Raw genomic sequence first — 21,310 nt, 5'->3', positions numbered from 1 at the left:
GTCGTTCATGGCCATCGAGGTGGCGGGCGACAGGCGGTTACCTGCAAGGAGGCAGGCTGTGGTGATCAAGCACATTGGCAATGCAAGTGCAGACATCGTTCCCGAGCCTCTCGCTCGGGAAGAGGTGGGGCGGGTGCTCGCGCTGTTATTGGCCAGCCCGCTGTTCGCCAAGTCCAGGCGGATGAGCAGCTTGCTGCGCTTTATGGTCGAGCACGACCTTCAGTTCTCGGACATCCCCCTTACCGAGCACGCCATCGGCATCGCGGTGTTTCGCCGTGATCCGGCGGTCTACTGCACCGGCGATGATCCGGTAGTGCGGGTGCAGATAGGCCGATTGCGGCGCAAGCTCGCCAGTCATTACGCCACGATTGGCCAACAGGATCCGGTGCGTCTAAGCATCCCGGCCGGTTGTTATCGGCTGGCGTACCAGCGACTCAGACTCAAAGGCATCGCTATTCGCCATCCTGTCCTGCAACTCCAGCCGTTTACCTGCATCACCCGCGACGGCGACGACTTTACCCGGGGCTTGTGCGAAGAGTTGAGCTGCAGGCTGTTCGAGTCGTTTGAACAGACGCAAACCCGCGCCAGTCATGTGCTGATGAAGGTGCCGCGAAGCAGCGTGAAAACACTGGCCCAGGGGCGGACGGGGCGAGGCAGCTATTCGCTGGAAGGCAGCGTGCGGGTGGAGCCGGCTCGTGTCCGGGCCTCGGTACGCCTGATTGATGTCGCTCAGGGTCGCATTCGCTGGTCAGAGCAGTTTGATCGCAATCGACCGTATGGCATCGCCACTCAGGAAGATCTGGCCGAGTCCATCTGTCAGTCGTTGACGGGGTATTTCGCCCGGGGTGACAGTGACGATTGATGAGCAGAGGGGCAACCGCAAGGTTGCCCCTGGATGCTGGCGTTACACGACAGTCCAGCTACCGCCAGAGTAGAGGCGGGTCGCACTGTTATCGAAGGTCAGGTCCACTTCGACCGCTTGGGACCGCGAGGTGCTGAACATGGTGCTGGTCTGCACGTTCTGTTCGAACCACACCAGAATGGTCTCGACGGGGGTTAGTACGGTCTGGCCGGTGACTACTTGTGCCGAGGCCACGTAGATGGCCGTGCTGATCTGCTTGCCATCGATGCCCGTGGACAATTGGCTGATGCCGGGGTGGATCGCACCGTAGTTGTTCACCAGGGTGATGGAAGTGTCGGGGCCACCACTTGTCGCCGAACCCAGCAGGCCGGCATTGTCGAGTATCGACTGTTGGCCCAGCCCGATATTGACGATATTGGTCGACACATCTACCTGCACGTTGGCCTGGAAAGAGTTGGCGCCGAACAACTGATACTGGGGCGTCCAGCTGAAAGTACTGTTGCTCAGGTACTGGACGTAAGACTGCCAGACCACGTTGTAGGCTTCATTGCCGACCTTCTTGGCAAAGCACAGCTTGTAGCCTGATTGTTTGAGCAGGGTCAGATCACCGGTGGCGATCTGGATCTTGACCGACTTTTGGGTGGCCGCCAGGGTCGACGTCAGCACCTTGCTGTAGTCAGTGGTTTTCAGGGCCGTTGGGGCGACGTTCTGGAACGACTTGAATGCCTCTTGCACGTCTTTGTGCAGTTGCTGGCTTTGTTTGCTTACTGCGTTTGACTGACTCATGGTTTCCCTCTTCCTTGGTTGAGTGTTGGGCAATCAATGGGCAGCGGGCTTCGAATCCGACCAGCGATCGGCTGCACCCGTGACGTTCTTCCGTGCCTCCCGTTGGGAGGCGGGCGGTGCCGATGATGTGTCACGACCCTGTACGCACATTGACGGCTTTACGGTAGGCGGGTCGCGCAGCGCGGCGAAGTGTCTTGGCGTTACAGTCAGGAAGGTTATTGGCACCGGTGCAGACCATGAAGTAACAGCCCGCGTAACGGTGTTGTATCAATCGGGGCGACCGTCTGCCAGCCATCGCGCAGGTGGGCGTCGACGCTATCAACGTTCGGGGAGGGTCCAACTTTCGCGTATTTTCTCGTATTGCGCTTCGGGCATTTGAACCAGCAGAGGGGACTGGCGAGGATCCAGCCAATGGAACAAACGAGAAATATTCGCTGAATCCATGGCGGTGCAACCCAGCGTCGGCGAGGTGGGGCCACGCCAAATGTGGAAGAAAATGCACGAGCCCGAGGCGGGGGACGCCGGCGTATTGTGCTCGATGAAAATACCATTTCGGTACATGTCGTCATCGCGACGCATACGTTCGGAGCTGTTCCAATCTTTCGAAATTGTCGCGCCATCGACAAGCTGGTTATAGCGTGCGGAGTGGCTGTCATCCACGCATTCGATGGTCGATGTCAGCGCAAGGTAAGGCAGTTGGGTGTCGGCCGTGCCGTCGTAGCCAAAAGCCGTTCCAAGCTTGAATACCCCGGCAGGTGCTTTGCCATCGCCTTCACGTTTGACCGGACCTTCGCGTTGTTCAACGCTGCCAAGACCCTTGCCCCACGCCAGCCCGCTCTTGCCGACCACCACCGAAAACGGTGCTTCGTATTTTCGAAAGGTGTTTCCGTGCCGTTCATAGCGCTGGGCAGTGCCCTGGATGTCAGTCCAGTTTTTGGTGGTGACCACAATCAGCTGATGGCTGATGTCGAGAACGTCGCTTGCACCCAGCGGCACGATGGGGAAGTCCATGATGTTCTTCGTTGATTCTCTACTGTATGTGAAGTGCCACCATTCCTTCGAGTACCCGGTAAACCCTTCTTTCTCCATGGCCCTGCTGAGCGTCTGGCGATTGTCCCTGGCGGCAGCGTTGATCATCCGGTTGTCGGTATGCGCTCGCTCATCGAAGCAATCGAAACCGGTGCCCATATCGAGTGCGCCGTCGCGCCAACGCTGGCCATAGGGGGCCGTGCAATCGACTTGCTTGGCTGAAAGTGTCCAGACATCGGCGGGCAGCGTATCCGGACCGGTCAGTGTCAAATCCACGGTTGAGCCTTTGGAATGGTTCGACACCCGCGCCACGTAACCCAGACGCCAGAAGTCCTGCTTGTCTACGCGCGGATAGAACTCGGCCTTGCGTGGGTCACCCGGCTCCGTCGCGAAGCGCCCCATATCGGCAACGGCACGGCTGGGTCGATAACAGTCAAACACCTTCAAACCATAGCCCTGCGCCTGCAATGCCTTTTGTACCCGAGCGAGGGCCTTGGCAGCGTCCAGCGATAACAGGCACTCCCCAGCGGTGTAACCGTCGAGTGGGTGCCCGGTGAAGTTGTGCGCGCTGGCATAGCGAATGTCTTGCTCGATGCCCGGATCAATCGTACGCAAATAAACCATGTTCTTGGGTCGTGTCTCTGCACCGGCCATGCAGGGCACGACAATGCTCAGACACAGGGCCAATTGCAGCCAGGGCCGCTCGAGCAGGCTGCGCGAACGAAGCGAAAACAGTGTCGAGGAGGGCAGGGGCAGGATGTTGCAGAGAGGGCGCATGCGATGCTCCAAAGAGGCTGGCTCTCAAGCCAGATCAGGCGATGGGTTGAGTCAGTGACAGTAGCAACGCACGGCCCGCTGCACCCGCAGAGCCTAACCCCGTTTCAGTCACCCGTTTGAGGGTGGGGCTGAGGATCCCTTCGCATGACTTGAAAGAGCCATGAAACTTTGGACGAATATGTATGCAGAGCTGACGTTGGTCGACGCACTAGCGTATGTCCGCTGTTGAGCGATTGCGGCCCGTCGCGAAGGGCCGCATTCGACCCATTGCAGGCATTGGATAACGTAGAGCTAGTCGGTGCTACGCGGCTTTATCGCGCAGCGTCCAGCAACTAAAGAGAGCGTCGTTGAGTGCATTGTCAGGCCGCGTCCCGCGGTACGTGCCGTCGGAATACCTAGGCCAAACAGACTTGTAAATTCTGGTGGTGTTTCAGATACACAGATCAGCTCTCAGGGGTAATGATCGAGTCTAGACTGGGTTCAGCAGCTAGTTTCAATCGGTCAGCTTTACTAATGTATTTAGACTTACTTGGCGGTGCCAATTTGGCACTGGCCTTTTTTGCGTGAGCCTTTAATAACTGCTTTATTTTTTTACGACGATTCATATTTTCTACTCGGCTTGTGCGTTCTTGAATGATGACAGAGGTTTGCGCACGAAGCCTAGGTAGTGAGAGAGGGGTTCACGGCGTCTTCAAGCATGTCCACCAGCTCAGGATCCATGTAGCGAAAGTGGTCGGGAGTATCCAGAGAGTGAATCTGCTTGTGTTCAAGCAGACGGGCGTACTCGGCCTGCAGACGATTCAGGTGTTTGCGTTCCATGACAAAAATGACATCGGCCCAGCGAATATCCGCTGGGCCGATGGGTCTGCGTGCGTCCAGATCGCTTCCGCCGTGGGACTACGCCATTGGTTACGACTGCAGACAAACAGGAGGTTTGTCACTCTTGATCCAACAGTTGGCGGGTGGTGCGGATGGGATAGCTCATGCCGAGTTGGCGTGCCCTGACAAGCTTGTCGGCACGGGTGTACATCAGCTTCCAGTCCTTTTCCGGCTTGAATTTCAGCGGACGAACCGCTTTGTCATTGCCGCGCTTTCGGGCCTGTGTGCATCTCCAGGCGCGGGTTCTTTCCATGGTCATCTCCTCGTCAGTACCGGGTTCAGCAGCCGCGGTAAGCGCTCGCGGCGGGTCTGCTTACGCCTGCTGGCATACTCGGCATCGGCGAAGGACATCTGTTTCATCGGGACTCGACACGTTCTGTTCATGTGAGGTGCGTATTTCACCAAATCTGGAAGTCTTTTTCAGAGTTTCCTTAGTGAACAACGCAGGTATTACCGGATTTGAGCAAAGCGCCGTGCGGCACGACCCGGAACATGCGCGTCGGGTGGACTGGCACGCAGTGGATCAAACCAATCTCGACGGCGTATTGCTCGGTTGCAAGTACGCCATTCGCGGCGCAGTTCGCAATCACACAAAAACGGGGGCTCTCTACTGCGCCGAGCAAGGTCTCAACGTTCGGTGCAACTCGATTCATCCGGCGGCCATCCTCACACCAATAATGAAATGGCTCCCGCCGCCGCTCCCTGCGATCGCCCACTAAGCTTTCGCAGGGGGCTCATCGGAAACCGTTGCCATGAACAAAGTAGCTATTGCCGCCATCGACTTGGGAAAACACACCTTCCATCTGCATGCGCAAGATGATCGTGGTCATGAGCTTTACTGCAAAAAGGTTACTCGCGTGACGCTCACTCAACACCTGGCGAACCTGGAACCTTGTACCGTCGCCGCCCTTCTGGAGGTTGGCGTCAGCCTGACCCCAGGCTTCAAATCAATCAACGATCTACCGGCGCTGCTTGAGACGAGTGCAGTTCCTGAGCCCATCAAGAAAATTCTGACGACGCTGCATGAGCACTTCAACTTTCTGGACGGGCAGGTCAAAAAGCGGGACAAGGACGTGGAATGGCAAGCCGCTGGAGATGATCTGGCTGCTCGCTTGATGCTCCACCTCCTCGAGGCACCGAACGAAAGGGCGGAACCCTAAGTCGCCGTTACCGCAACAACGGATATGTACACAATCAAAAAAAGAGCCACCATCACCAACAAGCCAGCTAGCGAATGAAGTGAATCTTGCCGGTATCGTCGTTGCCGATGTAGAGGCCGTAAACTCCGGCCTGGCGTTCCTCGATATAGCGTTCGAGGATCTGCCGGATCGCCGGGTAGTAGATGCTGTCCCAAGGGATGTCCTCGGGTGCGAAGAATTTGTAGTCGAGGATTTCCGGCCCGCACTGGCCGGTGATCTCCAACGCGATGGCGCGGAAGATGATGTACACCTCGCTGATCTTCGGCACGCTGAAGATCGAGTACGGCGAGAGAATATCCGCGCGCACGCCGCTTCCCAGACTTCTCGCAGCGCCGCCTGCTCGGTGGTCTCGCCGCCTTACATGAAGTCGGCCGGCAGCGTCCAGGTGCCAGGACGCGGCGGGATCGCGCGCTGACACAGCAACTACTTGCCGTCCTGCTCGATGATGCAGCCGGCGATGATTTTTGGATTGATGTAATGGATGTAGCCGCAACCGCAGCACATCAGGCGCTTGTGCGTATCGCCCGGCGGCAGCTGAAGCCTGAGGTCATTGCCACCGCACTTCGGACAAAAGCTCGACTGAACATGTTTAGCGACCTATGCGTGGTTCTTTAAGCGCGATCGGCAGGGTGATGTCGGGGATTTTTCCGGTCTCTTCCTGTTTGCGCTTGAGATAGTCCAGAGCGACTGTCGCGGCGGCGCGCACGTGGTCGACGCAAGCATGGTGGGCGGCAAGGGGATCGCCACTCTTGATCGCTTCGACCATGCGTTCCATTTCCTGATTGCTCGCGCCGCGACGGTTTTCCTGGGACACCGACGTCGCCCGCAGATAGCTGATTCGTGCCTGCAGCTGACGCAGCTGAGTGGCCGCGACATGGTTGCCGGAGCCTTCGAGCAGTACATCGTAGAAACCCTGAACCGAATCGATGACCTGTTGCAACTCGCCGTCCTTGAGGGCCTTGCGGTTTTCCTCGAGGGCTTTTTCCAGGGCCTTGATGTCCTTGGCCTTGGCGCGCAGGGTGAACAGCTGGACGATCAGGCCTTCGAGCACGCAACGCAGCTCATAGATGTCGCCGGCATCGGACAGGGTAATGATCGCAACCCGTGGGCCCTTGGCGTCGGCGAATTCCACCAGGCCTTCGGATTCCAGGTGACGCAACGCTTCGCGTACGGACGTGCGACTGACGCCCAGGCGATCGCACAGATCGCGCTCGACCAGACGGTCTCCCGGCAGAAGCTGGAAGTTCATGATGGCGCTTCGCAGTTTATCCAGTACGATTTCGCGCAGGGTAACGGGGTTGCGATTGACCTTGAAGCTGTCGTCGAGTGGCAGGCGTTTCATGGGGTCCGCTCTGAGTGTGGCTGTCCATGCAAAAAGAGCACTTCGATCGCAAGAATCTCCGTGCTCGGTCAGATCAAACAGCCAAGGGTTAACTGGAGGCCTCGGCCTCGGCGAACGCTTCACGGGCGAGCCGGAAACTGTCTACGGCAGCGGGGACACCGCAATAAACACCGACCTGAAGCAGAATTTCGCGTATTTGTTCACGAGTCAGTCCGTTACGCAAGGCGCCGCGCACATGCAGCTTGAGTTCGTGAGGCCGATTGAGGGCCGAAATCATGGCCAACTTTATCATGCTGCGCTCTTTAAGCGACAAACCCTCACGGCCCCAGACATGGCCCCAGCAGTACTCCGTGACCATTTCCTGAAGCGGCCGAGTGAAGTCGTCGGCGTTTTCGATGGCGCGTTTCACGTAGGCTACGCCCAGCACTTGAGTGCGGATTTTCAGGCCTTTTTCGTACTTCTCAGTGCTCATCACTATGCTCCCACAGGTTTTGAATAATCCTGTCAGGCCAGGGCGGGCAGGGGGCCCAGCTTGCCTTTGTGATAGATCATCGGCGTCACCGGCGGGTCGGACAGAATCAGATTCTTCACCGCGCCGACGATAATCGCGTGGTCACCGCCGTCTTACTCGCGCCACAGTTCGCACTCGATGATCGCCGTGGCTTTGCCCAGCAGCGGGTTGCCCTGTGCGCTGAGGTGCCATTCGATATTCTTGGCGTTGTGGCAAGTGAATCGCAAACTGCTTGCTGTCGCGCAGGATCGGGTAAGTGTCAGAGGCATAGTTGGGGCAGAACAGCACCAGTGCCGGATCGATCGACAGCGCACTGAAGGCGCTGGCGGTCAGACCGCGCTGTCGAAAGCCGTCTGCGCCGCTTGTACAGCGTGTTCGATTTCGCCGTCGGCGCCCACTACAGCGGCCTTGCCATAAGCCTCGATCTTCTCGGCGCCGCCGATGATGCCCACCAGACGCTCGACCATCAGTGCGCCGAGGTCGGAGCAGTTGGCGCGAATTTCCGGTTTCAGGTCTTCGACAAAGCCGCGGCCCAGCCAAGGGTGTTTCATCACGACGGCCAGACCGACCATGGTGACGGGCGTATTGGTGGCCTTGCCGCCTTCGATAAAGGTTTCTTCGACGTAGCTGACGATCTTGCGGATTTCGAAACTCATGAGCTGCTCTGTGTGGGGTAAGAGTGTCTGTGCGTCTGATGGTATACCATAATACCGTCTATACATCCGAGCGGCCGTTCAAGAGCGATGTTAAAAAATGATATTAATATAAAAACTTCACATTTTCTGATCATTGGAGGATTATCTGCTCAACCTGCACGCGCCTTGCTGGCGTTGAAAATAGCCGCTGCTTTCCTCTGGAGTGCCCCATGAATAACAAGAATGTCGGTGTAGTCGGTCTGGGCGCGATGGGCCTGGGCATTGCCCGCTCGCTGTTGCGTAGCGGCTTCAATGTGTATGCCTGCGATGTGCGAGCGGCGGTGGCGGGACAGTTTGCCAGCGAGGGCGGCGTGGCATGCGCTTCGCCCGCGCACATGGCCGCCGAGTGCGATGTGATCATTACGGTCGTGGTGAATGCCGAGCAGACGCAGACCGTATTGTTTGGCGAGGGTGGTGCCGTTGCCGCTTTGCGTCCTGGCAGTCTGCTGATCGGCTGCGCCACCGTGGCCCCGACCTACGCCGTGGACCTGGGTCAGCGTCTGGCCGAGCAAGGCCTGCTGTATCTGGACGCACCGATCTCCGGTGGCGCGGCCAAGGCTGCCGCCGGCGAGATGACCATGATGACGTCGGGCCCGGCTGACGCTTATGCCATGGCCGAAGCGATCCTTGCGGGCATGGCCGGCAAGGTTTATCGCCTGGGTGACGTCCATGGCCTGGGTTCGAAGGTCAAAATCATCAATCAGTTGCTCGCCGGGGTACACATCGCTGCTTCTGCCGAAGCCGTGGCGCTGGGCCTGCGTGAAGGGGTCGATGCCGATGCTTTGTATGAGGTGATTACCCACAGCGCCGGTAACTCCTGGATGTTCGAAAACCGCGTACCGCACATTCTCAAGGCTGACTACACACCGTTGTCCGCGGTGGATATTTTCGTCAAGGACCTGGGCCTGGTGCTGGATACCGCCCGGGCCAGCAAATTCCCGCTGCCGCTGTCGGCCACCGCTCACCAGATGTTCATGCAGGCGTCCAGTGCCGGCTTCGGCCGTGAGGACGACTCGGCAGTGATCAAGATTTTTCCGGGCATCGAATTGCCGACTGCCAAGCCCCAGTCCGTTTGAAGCCCGAGCCCGTTTGAGGAACACCCCATGACTACCTCCACCGCACGCCCGCTGTTGGGCTGCATCGCCGACGATTTCACCGGTGCCACGGACCTTGCCAACATGCTGGTGCGCGGCGGTATGCGCACCGTGCAAAGCATCGGTATCCCGAGCTCGGAAGTTGCCGCCGGGCTTGACGCCGATGCGATCGTCATTGCTCTGAAATCGCGTACCACGCCGGTGGCCGAAGCGGTCGAGCAGTCCCTCGCAGCGCTGGCCTGGCTGCGTGACCAAGGTTGCGAGCAGATCTTCTTCAAATATTGCTCGACGTTCGACTCCACTGCGGCCGGCAATATCGGCCAGGTCAGCGAAGCGCTGCTGGCCGCACTGGGGAGCGACTTCACTCTGGCCTGCCCGGCGTTCCCGGAGAATGGCCGGGCGATCTATCGCGGCCACTTGTTTGTGCAGGATCAGCTGCTCAGCGAGTCGGGCATGCAGCATCACCCGCTGACGCCGATGACCGATGCCAATCTGGTTCGGGTCCTGCAATCGCAGACCCGCCTGAATGTCGGCCTGTTGCGCTACGACACCATTGCCGGCGGCACTGATCAGGTGCGTGCGCGAATCGCCGAGTTGCGGGCTCAAGGTGTCGGCATGGCCATCGCTGATGCCTTGTCGGACAGCGATCTGCACACCCTCGGTACCGCCTGTGCCGATCTGCCGTTGTTGACCGGTGGTTCGGGCCTGGCCTTGGGCTTGCCGGAAAATTTCCGTCGTGCCGGCAAGCTGCGCGACCTCGACGCGTCGAAACTCCCGGCGGTGTTCGGTGGGGAAGTGGTATTGGCCGGCAGTGCTTCGATCGCCACCAATGGGCAAGTGGCTGCCTGGCTCGAAGCCGGCCGACCGGCCCTGCGGATTGATCCGTTGGCCTTGGCTGCGGGTGAACCGGTGGTGGCGCAAGCCTTGACCTTCGCCCGTGATAACGAAAGAACCGTATTGATCTACGCCACCAGCTCACCGGATGAGGTCAAGTCGGTGCAACAGCAACTGGGTGTCGAGCAGGCTGGAAGTCTGGTGGAAAAAGCCTTTGGCGACATTGCACAAGGTCTGCGCCAGAGCGGTGTGCGCCGTTTCGTGATCGCTGGCGGAGAAACCTCGGGCGCTGTTGTTCAGGCGTTGGGCGTACAGCTGCTGCAGATCGGCGCGCAGATCGATCCGGGTGTGCCGGCGACCGTCAGCACTACTGACGAACCTTTGGCGCTGGCACTCAAATCGGGCAACTTCGGTGGTCGCGACTTCTTCAGCAAAGCCTTGAACCAACTCGCCCAGGCCGGAGGTGCGCAATGAGTAACGAAAACGCCCTGCGCGAAGAAATCTGTGAGGTCGGCCGCAGCCTTTACCAGCGCGGTTACACCGTCGGCAGCGCCGGCAATATCAGCGCGCGCCTGGACGACGGCTGGTTGATCACGCCGACTGATGTCTGCCTCGGACGCCTCGATCCGGCGACCATCGCCAAGGTCAACCTCGCCGGCGAATGGGTGTCCGGTGACAAGCCTTCAAAGACCCTGGCGCTGCATCGCCAGGTCTACGACCGCAACCCGAATGTCGGCGGCGTGGTGCATACCCACTCCACCCATCTGGTGGCGTTGACGCTGGCAGGTGTCTGGCAGGCGGACGACATTCTGCCGCCGCTGACGCCATATCAGGTCATGAAAGTCGGGCATATCCCGTTGATTAGCTACCAGCGACCCGGCTCGCCGACGGTTGCCGAACAGGTTGCCCGGCTGGCCAACAACGTTCGTGGCGTGATGCTTGAACGACTTGGCCCGGTGGTCTGGGAGAGTTCGGTATCCAGGGCCAGCTACGCCCTGGAGGAACTCGAGGAAACCGCGCGGCTCTGGCTGATGAGCAATCCCAAGCCTGAACCGCTCGATCAGGCAGCGCTGGACGAGCTGCGAGAGACTTTTGGTGCGCACTGGTGAGGCGTTGGCTTAACACGACAGACCGATAACGCAGGCCCTGACCGGGAGACGCGCAGCGACTCTCGATGGCCGAGGCTTGCCAAAAAATACAATAACAAGAGTTAAACCAAGCATGACTCATCTTCATTGCGGCATGTTCAGATCCAGTGGCGCAACCCTATCGTTCACCCGGCGTGGAGGGTGTGGGAAATGAGCCCGTTAATCCTGCCGGTTACCGCGGGGCTCGGGATCGCTCTGTTGTTGTTCCTGGTGCTCAAGTACAAGTTTCAGCCATTCGTGGCCTTGATGCTGGTGAGCATTCTGGTGGCGCTGGTGGCCGGGGTGAAGCCGGCCGATCTGGTCGCCACCATCGAAGGTGGCATGGGCAAGACCCTGGGTCATATTGCGATCATCATTGCCCTGGGCGCGATGATCGGGCGGATCATCGAGCTCTCAGGCGGTGCCGAGGCGCTGGCCAAGTCGCTGATTACTCGTTTCGGCAACCGACGTACGCCGCTGGCGTTGACGATTGCCGGCTTCATGGTGGGGGTGCCGGTGTTCTTCGAGGTCGGCGTGATCATCCTGATGCCGCTGGCCTATGGTATTGCGCGCAGTGCGCGCAGTGCGCGTAAGCCGTTGTTGGTGTTTGCGCTGCCGATGTGCGCTGCCTTGTTGACCGTACACGCTTTTCTGCCGCCGCACCCGGGCACAGTGGCCGCGGCCAGTCAATTGGGCGCGGACCTGGGCCGCGTGCTGATGTTCGGTCTGCCCATCACTGCGTTCCTTTGCTATGTCGGCTACCGCGTGGCCGCACGCATGACCCGTCGGGTGTACCCGATGACCGACGATATTCGTGCCGAGGTCTATGGCCCGCATGTCACCAACAATGATCTGGCCGCCTGGTCCAATGGCAACGACAAGCGCAGTGAGCGAGCGGCTGTGGCCGTGTCGCACATGGGCCTGGAAGAGTCCGCCAGCAGCATCGTTTCCAAGTTGCCGCCGGCACCCGCACCGGGGTTTGGCCTGATCGTCAGCCTGATCCTGCTACCCATCATTCTGATTCTGCTGGGGACTCTGTCCACCTCGTTGCTGCCTGCCGAATCGATCCTGCGCGGCATCATGACCGTGCTCGGCGCGCCGCTGGTGGCACTGCTGATCGACACCTTGCTGTGTGCGTGGTTGCTGGGTTCGCGTCGGGGCTGGAGTCGCACTCAGGTGTCGGACGTGATTGGTTCGGCCTTGCCCGGTGTGGCCATGGTGATCTTGATTGCCGGTGCCGGCGGGGTGTTTGGCAAGGTGCTGGTGGATACCGGAATCGGTGCCGTGGTCTCCGATATGCTGCGCACCACCGGTCTGCCGGTGCTGGCGCTGGGCTTTCTCCTGACCCTGCTGTTGCGCGCGGTGCAGGGCTCGACCACGGTGGCGCTGGTGACCACTGCCGGCATCATCAGCCCGCTGATTGCGACCCTTAATCTCCCCCCGAACCATATGGCCCTGCTGATCTGGCCCTTTGTCTAACTCTTTATCTCAGGAGCTACCATGCCTCGTTTTGCTGCCAACCTCAGCATGCTCTACCCGGAACATGCGTTTCTGGATCGCTTTGCCGCCGCGGCTGCTGATGGTTTCGAAGCGGTGGAGTATCTGTTTCCCTACGACTACAGCGCTGAAGCACTCAAACAACGCTTGAGCGACAACGGCCTGGTGCAGGCGCTGTTCAACGCGCCGCCCGGTGATTGGACGGCGGGCGAGCGGGGCACGGTGTCGTTGCCGGGTCGGGAGCGTGAATTTCGTAGCGGTTTTGATCGCGCCCTGGAATACGCCGGCGTACTGGGCAACTCACGGATCCATGTCATGGCCGGCCTGCTGCCCTCCGAAAGTGATCGGGCACGGCATCACGCCATTTATCTGGACAACCTCGCCTACGCCACCGCCCAGGCGGCCAAGGCAGGTGTCACGGTATTGCTTGAGCCGATCAATACGCGGGACATGCCGGGCTTTTTCCTCAACCGGCAGGATCAGGCCCAGGCCATCTGCAAGGAAGTGGGCGCCAGTAACCTGAAGGTTCAGTTCGACTGCTACCACTGCCAAATCGTCGAGGGCGACCTGGCCACTAAACTGCGTCGGGACTTCGACGGTATCGGCCACATCCAGATCGCCGGCGTGCCGGACCGACATGAGCCGGACCAGGGAGAAGTCAACTATCCCTATCTGTTCGAACTGATCGACCAGTTGGGTTATGACGGTTGGGTAGGGTGCGAATACCGACCGCGTGGCAACACCTCGGCCGGCTTGCAGTGGTTGCGTGACTGGAAGGCGCGCTAAGCGCAACAGAAGAGGGAGCGACGGGCTCTGCTGGATGCAGGAGCCCGTTGTTTCACGCCGGGGGATTGTCAGACGGCAGCAACAGCTCGACCCCCTGCTTGCGGATGCTGTCGGCCGCCGCAGGGGTCAACGCGTCGTCGCTGAGGATGATGTCGAACTGTTCGAGCCCGGCGATCCTGTACATGCTGAACGTGCCGTACTTCGAACTGCTGGCCACCAGCACTACTTGCGAGGCCGATTGCATCGCGACTTGCTTGACCTCCACCTTAAGCGCCGACGGCGTGGTGAGGCCGCGACGCAAATCCCAGGAGCTGGTCGATATGAAGGCGATATCGGTGACGACCTGACGCAAGGTGGCAACCGCCAGACTGCCCACGCACGATTGATTGGAGTGATCCAGCTGCCCGCCGGTATGAATCACCGTGACTTGGGGGGCTTCGATCAGTGCCTGGACAATGCCGAAATCATTGGTCACGACGGTCATGCCGGACAGCGCCTTAATGTAGGGGACGATTTCCAGCGTGCTGGTTCCCGCATCCAGGTAAATCGTCATATTGGCATGCAGTAGCCGGGCGGCGAGCTTGGCCATGGCCTGCTTCTGCGGCAACTCGACCACCGCCTTGAACTGATGGCTGGGCTCACTGTGAAGCTGGCTGGCGATTCGCACCCCACCTGTTACCGAGTAAGCACGTCCTTCCTGTTCAAGCAACGCGATATCGCGGCGTATGGTCATGTGCGAACAGTCGAACATGTCCATCAATTGATGAACGCTCAGCACCTGATGTTTGCGCAACTGCCGCAACATCAATTCACGGCGCTGTTCAGGAATCATCGGTGCGCCGCTTTCGGCGGCGATGTCCTTTTGACTAGGCATTCGAGCTCCAGCATGAAGGAATCCGCAGACAAGGAACGCGGGCAAACATAGTAGCGAATCTACGGTAAAGGAACGAGGAGTGCCTGCTACCGAGAGATGATCCCGTGATCAATCGCGTATTTGACCAGGGCCGCCGGTTTGTCGATGTTGAGTTTGCGACGGATGCTCAGGCGATGGGTTTCTACCGTCCGAACGCTGATGTCCAGTTCGCGGGCCATCTCCTTGTTGTTCAGCCCCTGAGCCATCTTGTACAACACCTGGCTTTCGCGCGGTGTCAGCTCGTTGTCGGTACCTTTATCGGCGATGAGCCGCTGGGCGATCTCGGCGCTGTAGAACGTCCCGCCACTGGCGATCGCTTCGATCGCCGCAATGATTTCCCGCGACGGTGAGTTTTTCAGTACATAGCCGCTGGCACCGGCGCGAACGGACTCGCTCACGTATTCATTGTTGTCGTACATGCTGAGCACCAGCACCTTGAGCGACGGGTACTGGCTGCGTAACACCCTGGTCAGCTCAAGCCCGTTCATGTCCCGCAGGCTAATGTCGACCAGCAACAGGTCCGGCTGGCAGCGCCCGACCATTTCAATGGCCTGCGCGCCACTCTCGGCTTCGCCCACCACTTCCAGGGGGGCCATGACCGCCAGCAGCGCTTTGATGCCGTCGCGGACCAGGGCGTGATCGTCGACCAGGGCGACGCGGATCGGGTAGGGCAGGCTCATCGCGGCATTCACTCTAGTTGTTGTGGGGCGCGTCAGCGTTTTGCGCCGGGCACTTTCATCGGTAGCAGAACGTCCAGCTCACTTCTTCCCGGCATCGAGATCAGGTCGAATCGTCCACCAAAATGCTCGACACGCTCACGGATATTACGCAGGCCAATGCCCGCATGACGACGTTCGACCTGAGCGACGTTGAAACCGATACCGTCATCGACCACCGTCAACCGTACGGACTCCTCAGACCCGTGCAGGGTAATGGAGACGTTTTTAGCCTGGGCGTGTCGTTCGATATTAGTCAGACCTTCTTGCACGATGCGGAACAGCGCGACCGCTGCCCCATCGACCCAATGACAGTCGAATTCGTTGTCGTTGTAGGTCACCACCAAGCCGCTGCGTTGCTCGAATTCAGCGGCGAGTTGACCGATCGCCGCCGGCAGGCCCAGGGTGTCGAGCAGCGACGAGCGCAGGTCGTGAGAGAGGCTGCGAACCTCACCAATCGCTTCCCCCAGGCGTTCCGTGGCGTCCCTCAGCGTGCTCAAACCCTTGTCCTGTGCTTGCCCGTTCTCGAGCAGATGGCTGGCCAGTTCGAACTGAAATTTGATGGAGACAAGCAGCTGGCTGATGCCGTCGTGCAGTTCACGGGAAACCCGGGATCGCTCTTCCTCCTGCAAGCTGACGATACGCTGAGTCAGGCGCTGAAGCTTTTTGTCGGCCAGACGATGCTCGCTGACGTTGAGCGTCATGCCGCTGGCGAAGACAAACAACACCGCCACGAGGGCCACCGCGGCAATTGCCAGCATGGTTTTACGAATGCCCTGGGCCACTTCGTCACGCGCCTGTTGGGTCGCGCGCTCAACGTCTTCGAGGTAAATGCCGGTGCCGAGCATCCAGCCCCAACGATCCAGCATCACCACATAGGCGAGCTTGTCGGTCACTTGGCCGGAAGAGGGTTTGTTCCAGGCGTAGCGTTGAAAGCCTTCGCCTGATTGCGCACTTTTGAGCAACGCCTGGATCACTGGCAAACCGTGAGGGTCCTTCATGTCCCACAGGTATTTGCCCACCAACTCCGACTGGCGCGCGTGCATCAGGCTGCGACCTTCGTGGTCGTAGACGAAGAAGTAGCCATTGATGCCAAAGCTGAGCTTGCGCAGTTCTTCCAGGACTTGTTGCTGTGCGTGTTCGTCACCGTGGCCGTCGTCGTACAGCGGCTCGATCAAGCTTTGCGCCATTTCGACATAGTTCTTAAGTTCTGCGCGCTTGCTCGCCAGAATGCTGTCTTCGATCAGTTGCGCCTGTTGTTCACCCAGTTGACGGTTCATCGAAATCACCAGCGCGCAGATGACGGCGATGGCCAACACCAGCGGCAGAATCCCGAGCGCGACGATTTTATGTTTGAGCTGCATCTCTGCTCCTGTCCGGACCGAGGGAAGGCGAAGGCCCGGCATCATATGCCAAAGATACGCGCGTCCAGTAGCGGTGCTGGACGGGATGACCAACCGTCTACGTAGAACTACGTAGACACGGCGTACGTAGTAACGCGGATTTATTTGTAGACGGCATGCGGGGATATTGGGCCAGCTCCGCACAGCGGACACAATTATAAAAATTACCGCCGCAGCCCACTGGCTGTCGGCAGGAGACTCGCTATGCCCCGTCTGGCTAAACACCTCGCCTGGTTTGCCGTGGCTGTCCTGGGAGCGTTTGCGCTGAGTGTCGTGGCCCTGCGCCGCGGCGAAGCGATCAACGCCCTCTGGATCGTAGTCGCAGCAGTCGCTATCTATCTCGTCGCTTATCGTTACTACAGCCTGTTCATCGCCAACAAGGTGATGCAACTCGACCCCAATCGTGCCACGCCCGCTGTCGTCAACAACGACGGTCTGGACTACGTGCCGACCAACAAACACGTACTCTTCGGTCACCACTTCGCCGCCATCGCTGGCGCGGGGCCGCTGGTCGGTCCGGTCCTGGCGGCGCAGATGGGCTATTTGCCCGGTACGCTGTGGCTGATTGCCGGCGTGGTGTTGGCCGGTGCCGTTCAGGACTTCATGGTTCTGTTCATGTCCACCCGCCGCAACGGCCGCTCCCTCGGCGACATGGTTCGTGAGGAAATGGGCCGCATCCCCGGGACCATCGCGCTGTTTGGCTGCTTCCTGATCATGATCATCATCCTCGCGGTGCTGGCGCTGATCGTGGTCAAGGCCCTGGCCGAGAGTCCGTGGGGGATTTTCACGGTGATGGCGACCATCCCGATCGCGATGTTCATGGGCATCTACATGCGCTACATCCGCCCGGGCCGCATCGGCGAAATCTCCGTGGTCGGCGTGTTGCTGCTGCTCGGTTCGATCTGGCTGGGCGGGCAAATTGCCGCTGATCCGGTGTGGGCCAAGGCCTTCAGTTTCACCGGGATCCAGATTACCTGGATGCTGATCGGCTACGGTTTCGTCGCAGCGGTATTGCCGGTGTGGCTGATCCTGGCGCCGCGTGACTACCTGTCGACCTTTCTGAAGATCGGCACCATCGTGGCCTTGGCGATCGGCATCCTGATCACCATGCCCGACCTGAAAATGCCGGCGTTGACCCAGTTCATCGATGGCACCGGACCGGTGTGGAAGGGCGGGCTGTTCCCGTTCCTGTTCATCACCATCGCCTGTGGCGCGGTGTCGGGTTTCCATGCGCTGATCGCTTCCGGGACCACGCCGAAACTGTTGGCTAACGAAGGCCATGCCCGTTACATCGGTTACGGCGGCATGCTGATGGAGTCCTTCGTGGCCATCATGGCCATGGTTGCCGCGTCGGTGATCGAGCCTGGCGTGTATTTCGCCATGAACAGTCCGGCGGCGATCGTCGGCGGTGACGTGGTGGCTGTGGCACAAACCGTCAGCAGCTGGGGTTTTGCGATTACGCCGGAAGCCCTGCAAGCGGTGGCCAAGGACATCGGGGAAACCACCATCCTGGCCCGTGCCGGCGGTGCGCCGACCCTGGCGGTCGGTATCGCGCAGATCCTGCACAGTGTCCTGCCGGGTGAAAACACCATGGCGTTCTGGTACCACTTCGCGATCCTGTTCGAAGCGTTGTTCATCCTCACAGCGGTGGACGCCGGGACCCGTGCCGGACGTTTCATGCTGCAAGACCTGCTCGGCTCCTTCGTGCCGGCGCTGAAGCGTACTGATTCCTGGACCGCCAACCTGATCGCAACTGCAGGATGTGTGGCGATGTGGGGTTACCTGTTGTACCAGGGCGTGATCGATCCGCTGGGTGGCATCAACACCTTGTGGCCGCTGTTCGGTATCTCCAACCAGATGCTGGCCGGTATCGCGCTGATGTTGGCGACCGTCGTACTGATCAAAATGAAACGCCAACGCTACGTCTGGGTCACCATGTTGCCAGCCGTGTGGTTGCTGATCTGCACCACCACCGCCGGTTTCATCAAGCTGTTCGATGCCAATCCGGCGATCGGTTTCCTGGCCTTGGCCAAGAAATACAGCGATGCCCTGGCCAATGGTCAGGTCCTCGCCCCGGCCAAAAGTATCGAGCAGATGCAGCACGTGATCTACAACGCCTACACCAACGCAACATTGACGGCGATGTTCTTGCTGGTGGTCTTCAGCATCCTGTTCTTTGCACTGAAGGTCGGTATCGCCGCTTGGGGCACCAAAGAACGTACGGATAAAGAAGCGCCATTCCAGGCTCTGCCGGACGCGTAATCGAGGATTGCACCATGTTCAATGACCTGAGTCGCCTCGGTAAATACCTCGGTCAGGCCGCGCGCCTGATGGTCGGGATGCCCGACTACGACACTTACGTCGAGCATATGCAAAGCAAACACCCGGACAAACCGGTGATGAGCTACGAGATGTTCTTCCGGGAACGCCAGGAGGCTCGTTACGGTGGCAAGGGTGGGCCGAAGTGCTGTTGAGGGTCGGTGGCAGTGATGCCATCTAAATAGCAAATTAAAGAACCCGGCTGATGAGGCCGGGTTTTTTATTAAGTGAACTCCATTGGCCGATCCGTATTGAGTCAGGAGGCGGGGATGGTTTCGAGCGTTTCGAGATTCAACAGGGTGAAATAGCCACGGTCCGGCCTCCAGCCAGCCGTATCGATGTGAATCACATTGCCAAGGCTGACCGGCATAAGAAGCGGCGTATGCCCTACGACGAGTGCGCGTAGGCCATCAACGCCATGCTTTTGCATCTGATCGATCCGCCTTCGTGACCACATGCAGTCGTGCTGGACCGCCTGCAGCTGCTCGTTGCTTTCTGGCGATTCCAGTTCCTTACGCAACTGTTCCCATGATGGAAATGGACAGTCGGCGTGCACGATGCCGATCAGGCCGTGTGCTGTTTCGACTTCGATCGCGATAGGGAGCTTGGCGAACTGCGCCGCGAATGTTTGCTTCTCGAACGGCGACAGGTCCGTGAACCATGAACCGCCGTTGCCGATCCAGCTGTCGAGGTCGCAGGTGTCGAAACACACCACGTAGTCGTCATGGTTGCCCCGCACCGGGTGGAACCATGGTTTGTCCAGCCAGTCGAGCGCGTCACGGCACCCGGGTCCACGGTCAATCAGATCGCCAACACTGAACAGGCGATCTACTGAGGGATTGAGCCCGACTGCATCCAGAGCGGCCTGCAACCGAGTGAAATGGCCATGAATGTCACCGACCACGAAATCTCGGCCGGCAACGTTTGCGGCGAAGCGCTTCACGCGCGGCATCTCGATAGCTTCGAGCATGGGAATACCTCTCCCGCAGCTCCCCAACGGGCTGGTAGTCAGTTGAGTTTAGGCCAGGATGTGCTGGTCGACGACTACCGCGACGGCAAGAAGACTCTTACCGCCTGCGCGACAGGCTTCCCGGATCCAGCGCGGTGAGTGTCAGTAGCCAGTTGCTTGCCCGAAGTGGTTGTCCTGCACGCCGGCGATGAGGTGCAGGGGCACGTGTTGCGCATCAATGGATGGGACTTCGAAAGTTTCCACTATTTGGGTGTGGCGCTCACTCAGCCCGGTCGACTCTTCTGCAAGAGCCTTAGCCATTCTCGCGTGGTTCGCTGCGATTTCATTGAGAGTTGACACGTTACATCCCCCGGTGACTGACCAAGCGCTTCGCTGGAGTCCTTAAGCGTTAATTAAAGTGCCGCCGCGTCAGAATTACGTCGCTCTGGGGCCGCTGCGAGCGTCTTTTGCAATCCTTACGCCAGGAATAGTCAATAAATTCGCGCCGCGTTTCTCATGCGACGAATGGTTGCCATTGGCTTTCGCCTCCTTTAGCTCGGATATTTCCTGAGCCTATAAGGCCGGGGGAAAAGGTGATTAGACGTGCAGCCGTTGTTTTGCTAAAAAAATAGTGCATGGCTGCTGTTTACGCGCCAATGCATCGCCATTTCAGTTAAATGGAAATCGCCCAACATTGCGCTGGGCAACGATCAATGAGTCTGATTGCCGATACAGGGATAAGTAACAGCGACTTTGGCCAACTGCTCGCGCACCAAGGCATTGGGCTCATTGATCCCCTTTCGTTTCCGCAGGCTGATCCTTTCCGCATCCCGCTACACCCTTGCTTCCTTGCAACCTGTGTCGCTAGTCAGGCCGAGTACGTGGTATCAGGCGTGAGTGATGGACAGATCGCTGATGACGCAGACTGAACCGTCTTCCGGGTCCGTGGTTTCGGAGTAATCGATCTGGTTGTACACGCCACCGTGGAAGGCGAGTGTTTTCGTGTCCCAAGTGTTGTCGAGGCGCATGATCGCCGAAGTCGATTTGACGCCGTTACAGCTCGCCGATACGGAGACAGCGCCGCTCGAATTGGCGTGAATATTGATTTTGAAAAGTGCACCGAGGGGCACGTTCTCCAGCACTGTGGAATTCACCGGATTGTCTTGCAGGTAGCTCGACCGGAACCCCATGGTGATTTTGCCTTTGTTCCAGAAAACCTTCACAGGCGGTCGTTCTGAATCTTTCACGTGAATCTGGCCGATTACGACCTTCTGCAGCGAGTTGACCTTCGTCAGCCGCATTTCTTGGCGATTCCAGTGGTCTGCAGCGCTGGAGAACAGCCAGTACCCCGGCTCCTTCCATTCACAGCGAGTCCGCTTCGTGCTTTTGCTGGAGGCACCGAGTGTCGGCGCCGTCATCTGCAGCGAACCATCGTCAAGCATCTTGACGACATCGGGGCATTCGATTAGCGCCCGCCAACCAATGAGCTCAAGCGCAATCGGGTTGGTGTCGGAGATTGGAAGCGGGGTAGCGATGGTGAAGTTGCTGATGTCTACAGTCATGGTTTTTGCCTCAGTCCATTGATGTCGGGT

At 59.1% G+C, this 21,310-nt stretch carries 19 protein-coding genes and 7 pseudogenes; 10 read left to right on the top strand and 16 right to left on the bottom strand.

All coding sequences use genetic code 11. The features are described from left to right. The first annotated feature begins 58 nt into the window (after positions 1-58). The gene (locus tag ACYZT3_RS17330; RefSeq protein WP_282382518.1) at positions 59-862 is read left to right on the top strand and encodes a hypothetical protein; all 804 of its coding nucleotides are present in this window, start codon (positions 59-61) and stop codon (positions 860-862) included. 42 nt (positions 863-904) lie between these two features. On the opposite strand, the gene ACYZT3_RS17325 is transcribed toward ACYZT3_RS17330, so the two are convergent. The 5 genes and pseudogenes from ACYZT3_RS17325 to ACYZT3_RS17305 all read right to left on the bottom strand — a co-directional run bounded on the left by ACYZT3_RS17325 (position 905) and on the right by ACYZT3_RS17305 (position 4,586). Then, positions 905-1,648, bottom strand: coding sequence for a hypothetical protein (locus ACYZT3_RS17325; RefSeq protein WP_282382453.1), 744 nt, complete (start codon positions 1,646-1,648; stop codon positions 905-907). A 318-nt stretch (positions 1,649-1,966) separates the two neighbouring features. Continuing rightward, positions 1,967-3,454 carry a M15 family metallopeptidase gene (locus tag ACYZT3_RS17320; protein ID WP_462032389.1) on the bottom strand — a complete coding sequence of 496 codons (1,488 nt, stop codon included), beginning with the start codon at positions 3,452-3,454 and terminating at the stop codon, positions 1,967-1,969. A 443-nt stretch (positions 3,455-3,897) separates the two neighbouring features. Then, the gene (locus ACYZT3_RS17315) at positions 3,898-4,059 is read right to left on the bottom strand and encodes a DUF2986 domain-containing protein (RefSeq protein WP_282382450.1); all 162 of its coding nucleotides are present in this window, start codon (positions 4,057-4,059) and stop codon (positions 3,898-3,900) included. A 55-nt stretch (positions 4,060-4,114) separates the two neighbouring features. Continuing rightward, a pseudogene (locus ACYZT3_RS17310) lies at positions 4,115-4,395 on the bottom strand (low molecular weight protein tyrosine phosphatase family protein). Then, positions 4,392-4,586 (bottom strand): hypothetical protein, encoded by a 195-nt coding sequence (locus ACYZT3_RS17305; RefSeq protein ID WP_282382445.1) that lies wholly within the window; start codon positions 4,584-4,586, stop codon positions 4,392-4,394. The pseudogene ACYZT3_RS17310 and the gene ACYZT3_RS17305 overlap by 4 nt, the downstream one beginning before the upstream one ends. A gap of 178 nt (positions 4,587-4,764) precedes the next feature. Between ACYZT3_RS17305 and ACYZT3_RS17300 the strand changes: the two are divergent. Both ACYZT3_RS17300 and ACYZT3_RS17295 read left to right on the top strand, forming a co-directional pair. Then, positions 4,765-5,025 (top strand): annotated as a pseudogene (locus ACYZT3_RS17300) (short-chain dehydrogenase); the annotation flags it as partial. Positions 5,026-5,085: 60 nt separating this feature from the next. Beyond that, a pseudogene (locus tag ACYZT3_RS17295) lies at positions 5,086-5,451 on the top strand (IS110 family transposase); the annotation flags it as partial. Between the two features lie 109 nt (positions 5,452-5,560). On the opposite strand, the pseudogene ACYZT3_RS17290 reads toward ACYZT3_RS17295, so the two are convergent. The 5 genes and pseudogenes from ACYZT3_RS17290 to ACYZT3_RS17270 all read right to left on the bottom strand — a co-directional run. Continuing rightward, positions 5,561-6,066: pseudogene (locus ACYZT3_RS17290) on the bottom strand (NUDIX domain-containing protein). A 55-nt stretch (positions 6,067-6,121) separates the two neighbouring features. After that, complete coding sequence (locus ACYZT3_RS17285; protein WP_462030360.1) at positions 6,122-6,874, bottom strand: GntR family transcriptional regulator; 753 nt, start codon at positions 6,872-6,874, stop codon at positions 6,122-6,124. Between the two features lie 88 nt (positions 6,875-6,962). Next, positions 6,963-7,346 carry a carboxymuconolactone decarboxylase family protein gene (locus ACYZT3_RS17280; protein WP_462030359.1) on the bottom strand — a complete coding sequence of 128 codons (384 nt, stop codon included), beginning with the start codon at positions 7,344-7,346 and terminating at the stop codon, positions 6,963-6,965. 32 nt (positions 7,347-7,378) lie between these two features. Beyond that, positions 7,379-7,721: pseudogene (locus tag ACYZT3_RS17275) on the bottom strand (flavin reductase family protein); the annotation flags it as partial. Positions 7,722-7,735: 14 nt separating this feature from the next. After that, positions 7,736-8,041 (bottom strand): annotated as a pseudogene (locus tag ACYZT3_RS17270) (amino acid synthesis family protein); the annotation flags it as partial. A gap of 209 nt (positions 8,042-8,250) precedes the next feature. Between ACYZT3_RS17270 and ltnD the strand changes: the two are divergent. The 5 genes and pseudogenes from ltnD to otnI all read left to right on the top strand — a co-directional run bounded on the left by ltnD (position 8,251) and on the right by otnI (position 13,418). Beyond that, positions 8,251-9,156, top strand: a complete 906-nt coding sequence (ltnD, locus tag ACYZT3_RS17265) for an L-threonate dehydrogenase (protein WP_282382437.1) — start codon at positions 8,251-8,253, stop codon at positions 9,154-9,156. 27 nt (positions 9,157-9,183) lie between these two features. Beyond that, positions 9,184-10,482: a 3-oxo-tetronate kinase gene (gene otnK / locus ACYZT3_RS17260; protein WP_462030358.1), complete on the top strand. Its 1,299-nt coding sequence runs from the start codon at positions 9,184-9,186 to the stop codon at positions 10,480-10,482. Next, the gene (gene otnC / locus ACYZT3_RS17255; RefSeq protein ID WP_282382434.1) at positions 10,479-11,117 is read left to right on the top strand and encodes a 3-oxo-tetronate 4-phosphate decarboxylase; all 639 of its coding nucleotides are present in this window, start codon (positions 10,479-10,481) and stop codon (positions 11,115-11,117) included. The genes otnK and otnC overlap by 4 nt, the downstream gene beginning before the upstream one ends. Before the next feature lie 189 nt (positions 11,118-11,306). Then, positions 11,307-12,596 (top strand): annotated as a pseudogene (locus ACYZT3_RS17250) (GntT/GntP/DsdX family permease); the annotation flags it as partial. A 39-nt stretch (positions 12,597-12,635) separates the two neighbouring features. Continuing rightward, positions 12,636-13,418: a 2-oxo-tetronate isomerase gene (gene otnI / locus ACYZT3_RS17245; protein WP_462030357.1), complete on the top strand. Its 783-nt coding sequence runs from the start codon at positions 12,636-12,638 to the stop codon at positions 13,416-13,418. A gap of 52 nt (positions 13,419-13,470) precedes the next feature. On the opposite strand, the gene ACYZT3_RS17240 is transcribed toward otnI, so the two are convergent. The 3 genes from ACYZT3_RS17240 to ACYZT3_RS17230 all read right to left on the bottom strand — a co-directional run bounded on the left by ACYZT3_RS17240 (position 13,471) and on the right by ACYZT3_RS17230 (position 16,411). After that, positions 13,471-14,292: a DeoR/GlpR family DNA-binding transcription regulator gene (locus ACYZT3_RS17240; RefSeq protein ID WP_462030356.1), complete on the bottom strand. Its 822-nt coding sequence runs from the start codon at positions 14,290-14,292 to the stop codon at positions 13,471-13,473. 86 nt (positions 14,293-14,378) lie between these two features. Beyond that, entirely contained in the window at positions 14,379-15,011 is a 633-nt protein-coding gene (locus ACYZT3_RS17235) for a response regulator (RefSeq protein ID WP_282382431.1), read from the bottom strand. A 32-nt stretch (positions 15,012-15,043) separates the two neighbouring features. Beyond that, positions 15,044-16,411: a cache domain-containing protein gene (locus ACYZT3_RS17230; RefSeq protein WP_282382430.1), complete on the bottom strand. Its 1,368-nt coding sequence runs from the start codon at positions 16,409-16,411 to the stop codon at positions 15,044-15,046. A 243-nt stretch (positions 16,412-16,654) separates the two neighbouring features. Here ACYZT3_RS17230 and ACYZT3_RS17225 point away from each other — a divergent pair, with 243 nt between their 5' ends. Together ACYZT3_RS17225 and ACYZT3_RS17220 are read left to right on the top strand one after the other, a co-directional pair. Further along, positions 16,655-18,712, top strand: a complete 2,058-nt coding sequence (locus ACYZT3_RS17225; protein ID WP_462030355.1) for a carbon starvation CstA family protein — start codon at positions 16,655-16,657, stop codon at positions 18,710-18,712. 14 nt (positions 18,713-18,726) lie between these two features. Further along, a complete protein-coding gene (locus tag ACYZT3_RS17220; RefSeq protein WP_126366556.1) occupies positions 18,727-18,924 on the top strand; it encodes a YbdD/YjiX family protein in 198 nt (65 codons plus the stop codon). A gap of 101 nt (positions 18,925-19,025) precedes the next feature. Here the strand turns inward: ACYZT3_RS17220 and ACYZT3_RS17215 are convergent, their stop codons facing one another. The 3 genes from ACYZT3_RS17215 to ACYZT3_RS17205 form a co-directional block, all read right to left on the bottom strand. Next, positions 19,026-19,739 (bottom strand): metallophosphoesterase, encoded by a 714-nt coding sequence (locus ACYZT3_RS17215; RefSeq protein WP_282376078.1) that lies wholly within the window; start codon positions 19,737-19,739, stop codon positions 19,026-19,028. Positions 19,740-19,880: 141 nt separating this feature from the next. Then, positions 19,881-20,078 (bottom strand): hypothetical protein, encoded by a 198-nt coding sequence (locus tag ACYZT3_RS17210; RefSeq protein ID WP_282376077.1) that lies wholly within the window; start codon positions 20,076-20,078, stop codon positions 19,881-19,883. Positions 20,079-20,605: 527 nt separating this feature from the next. Then, positions 20,606-21,280 carry a polysaccharide lyase family 7 protein gene (locus ACYZT3_RS17205; RefSeq protein ID WP_282376076.1) on the bottom strand — a complete coding sequence of 225 codons (675 nt, stop codon included), beginning with the start codon at positions 21,278-21,280 and terminating at the stop codon, positions 20,606-20,608. Between the last annotated feature and the right edge of the window lie 30 nt (positions 21,281-21,310).

The sequence above is a fragment of the Pseudomonas sp. MDT1-16 genome, from assembly GCF_054898115.1.
Note: the sequence above shows the minus strand (reverse complement) of the source record. Positions and strands in the feature narration are given on the sequence as shown.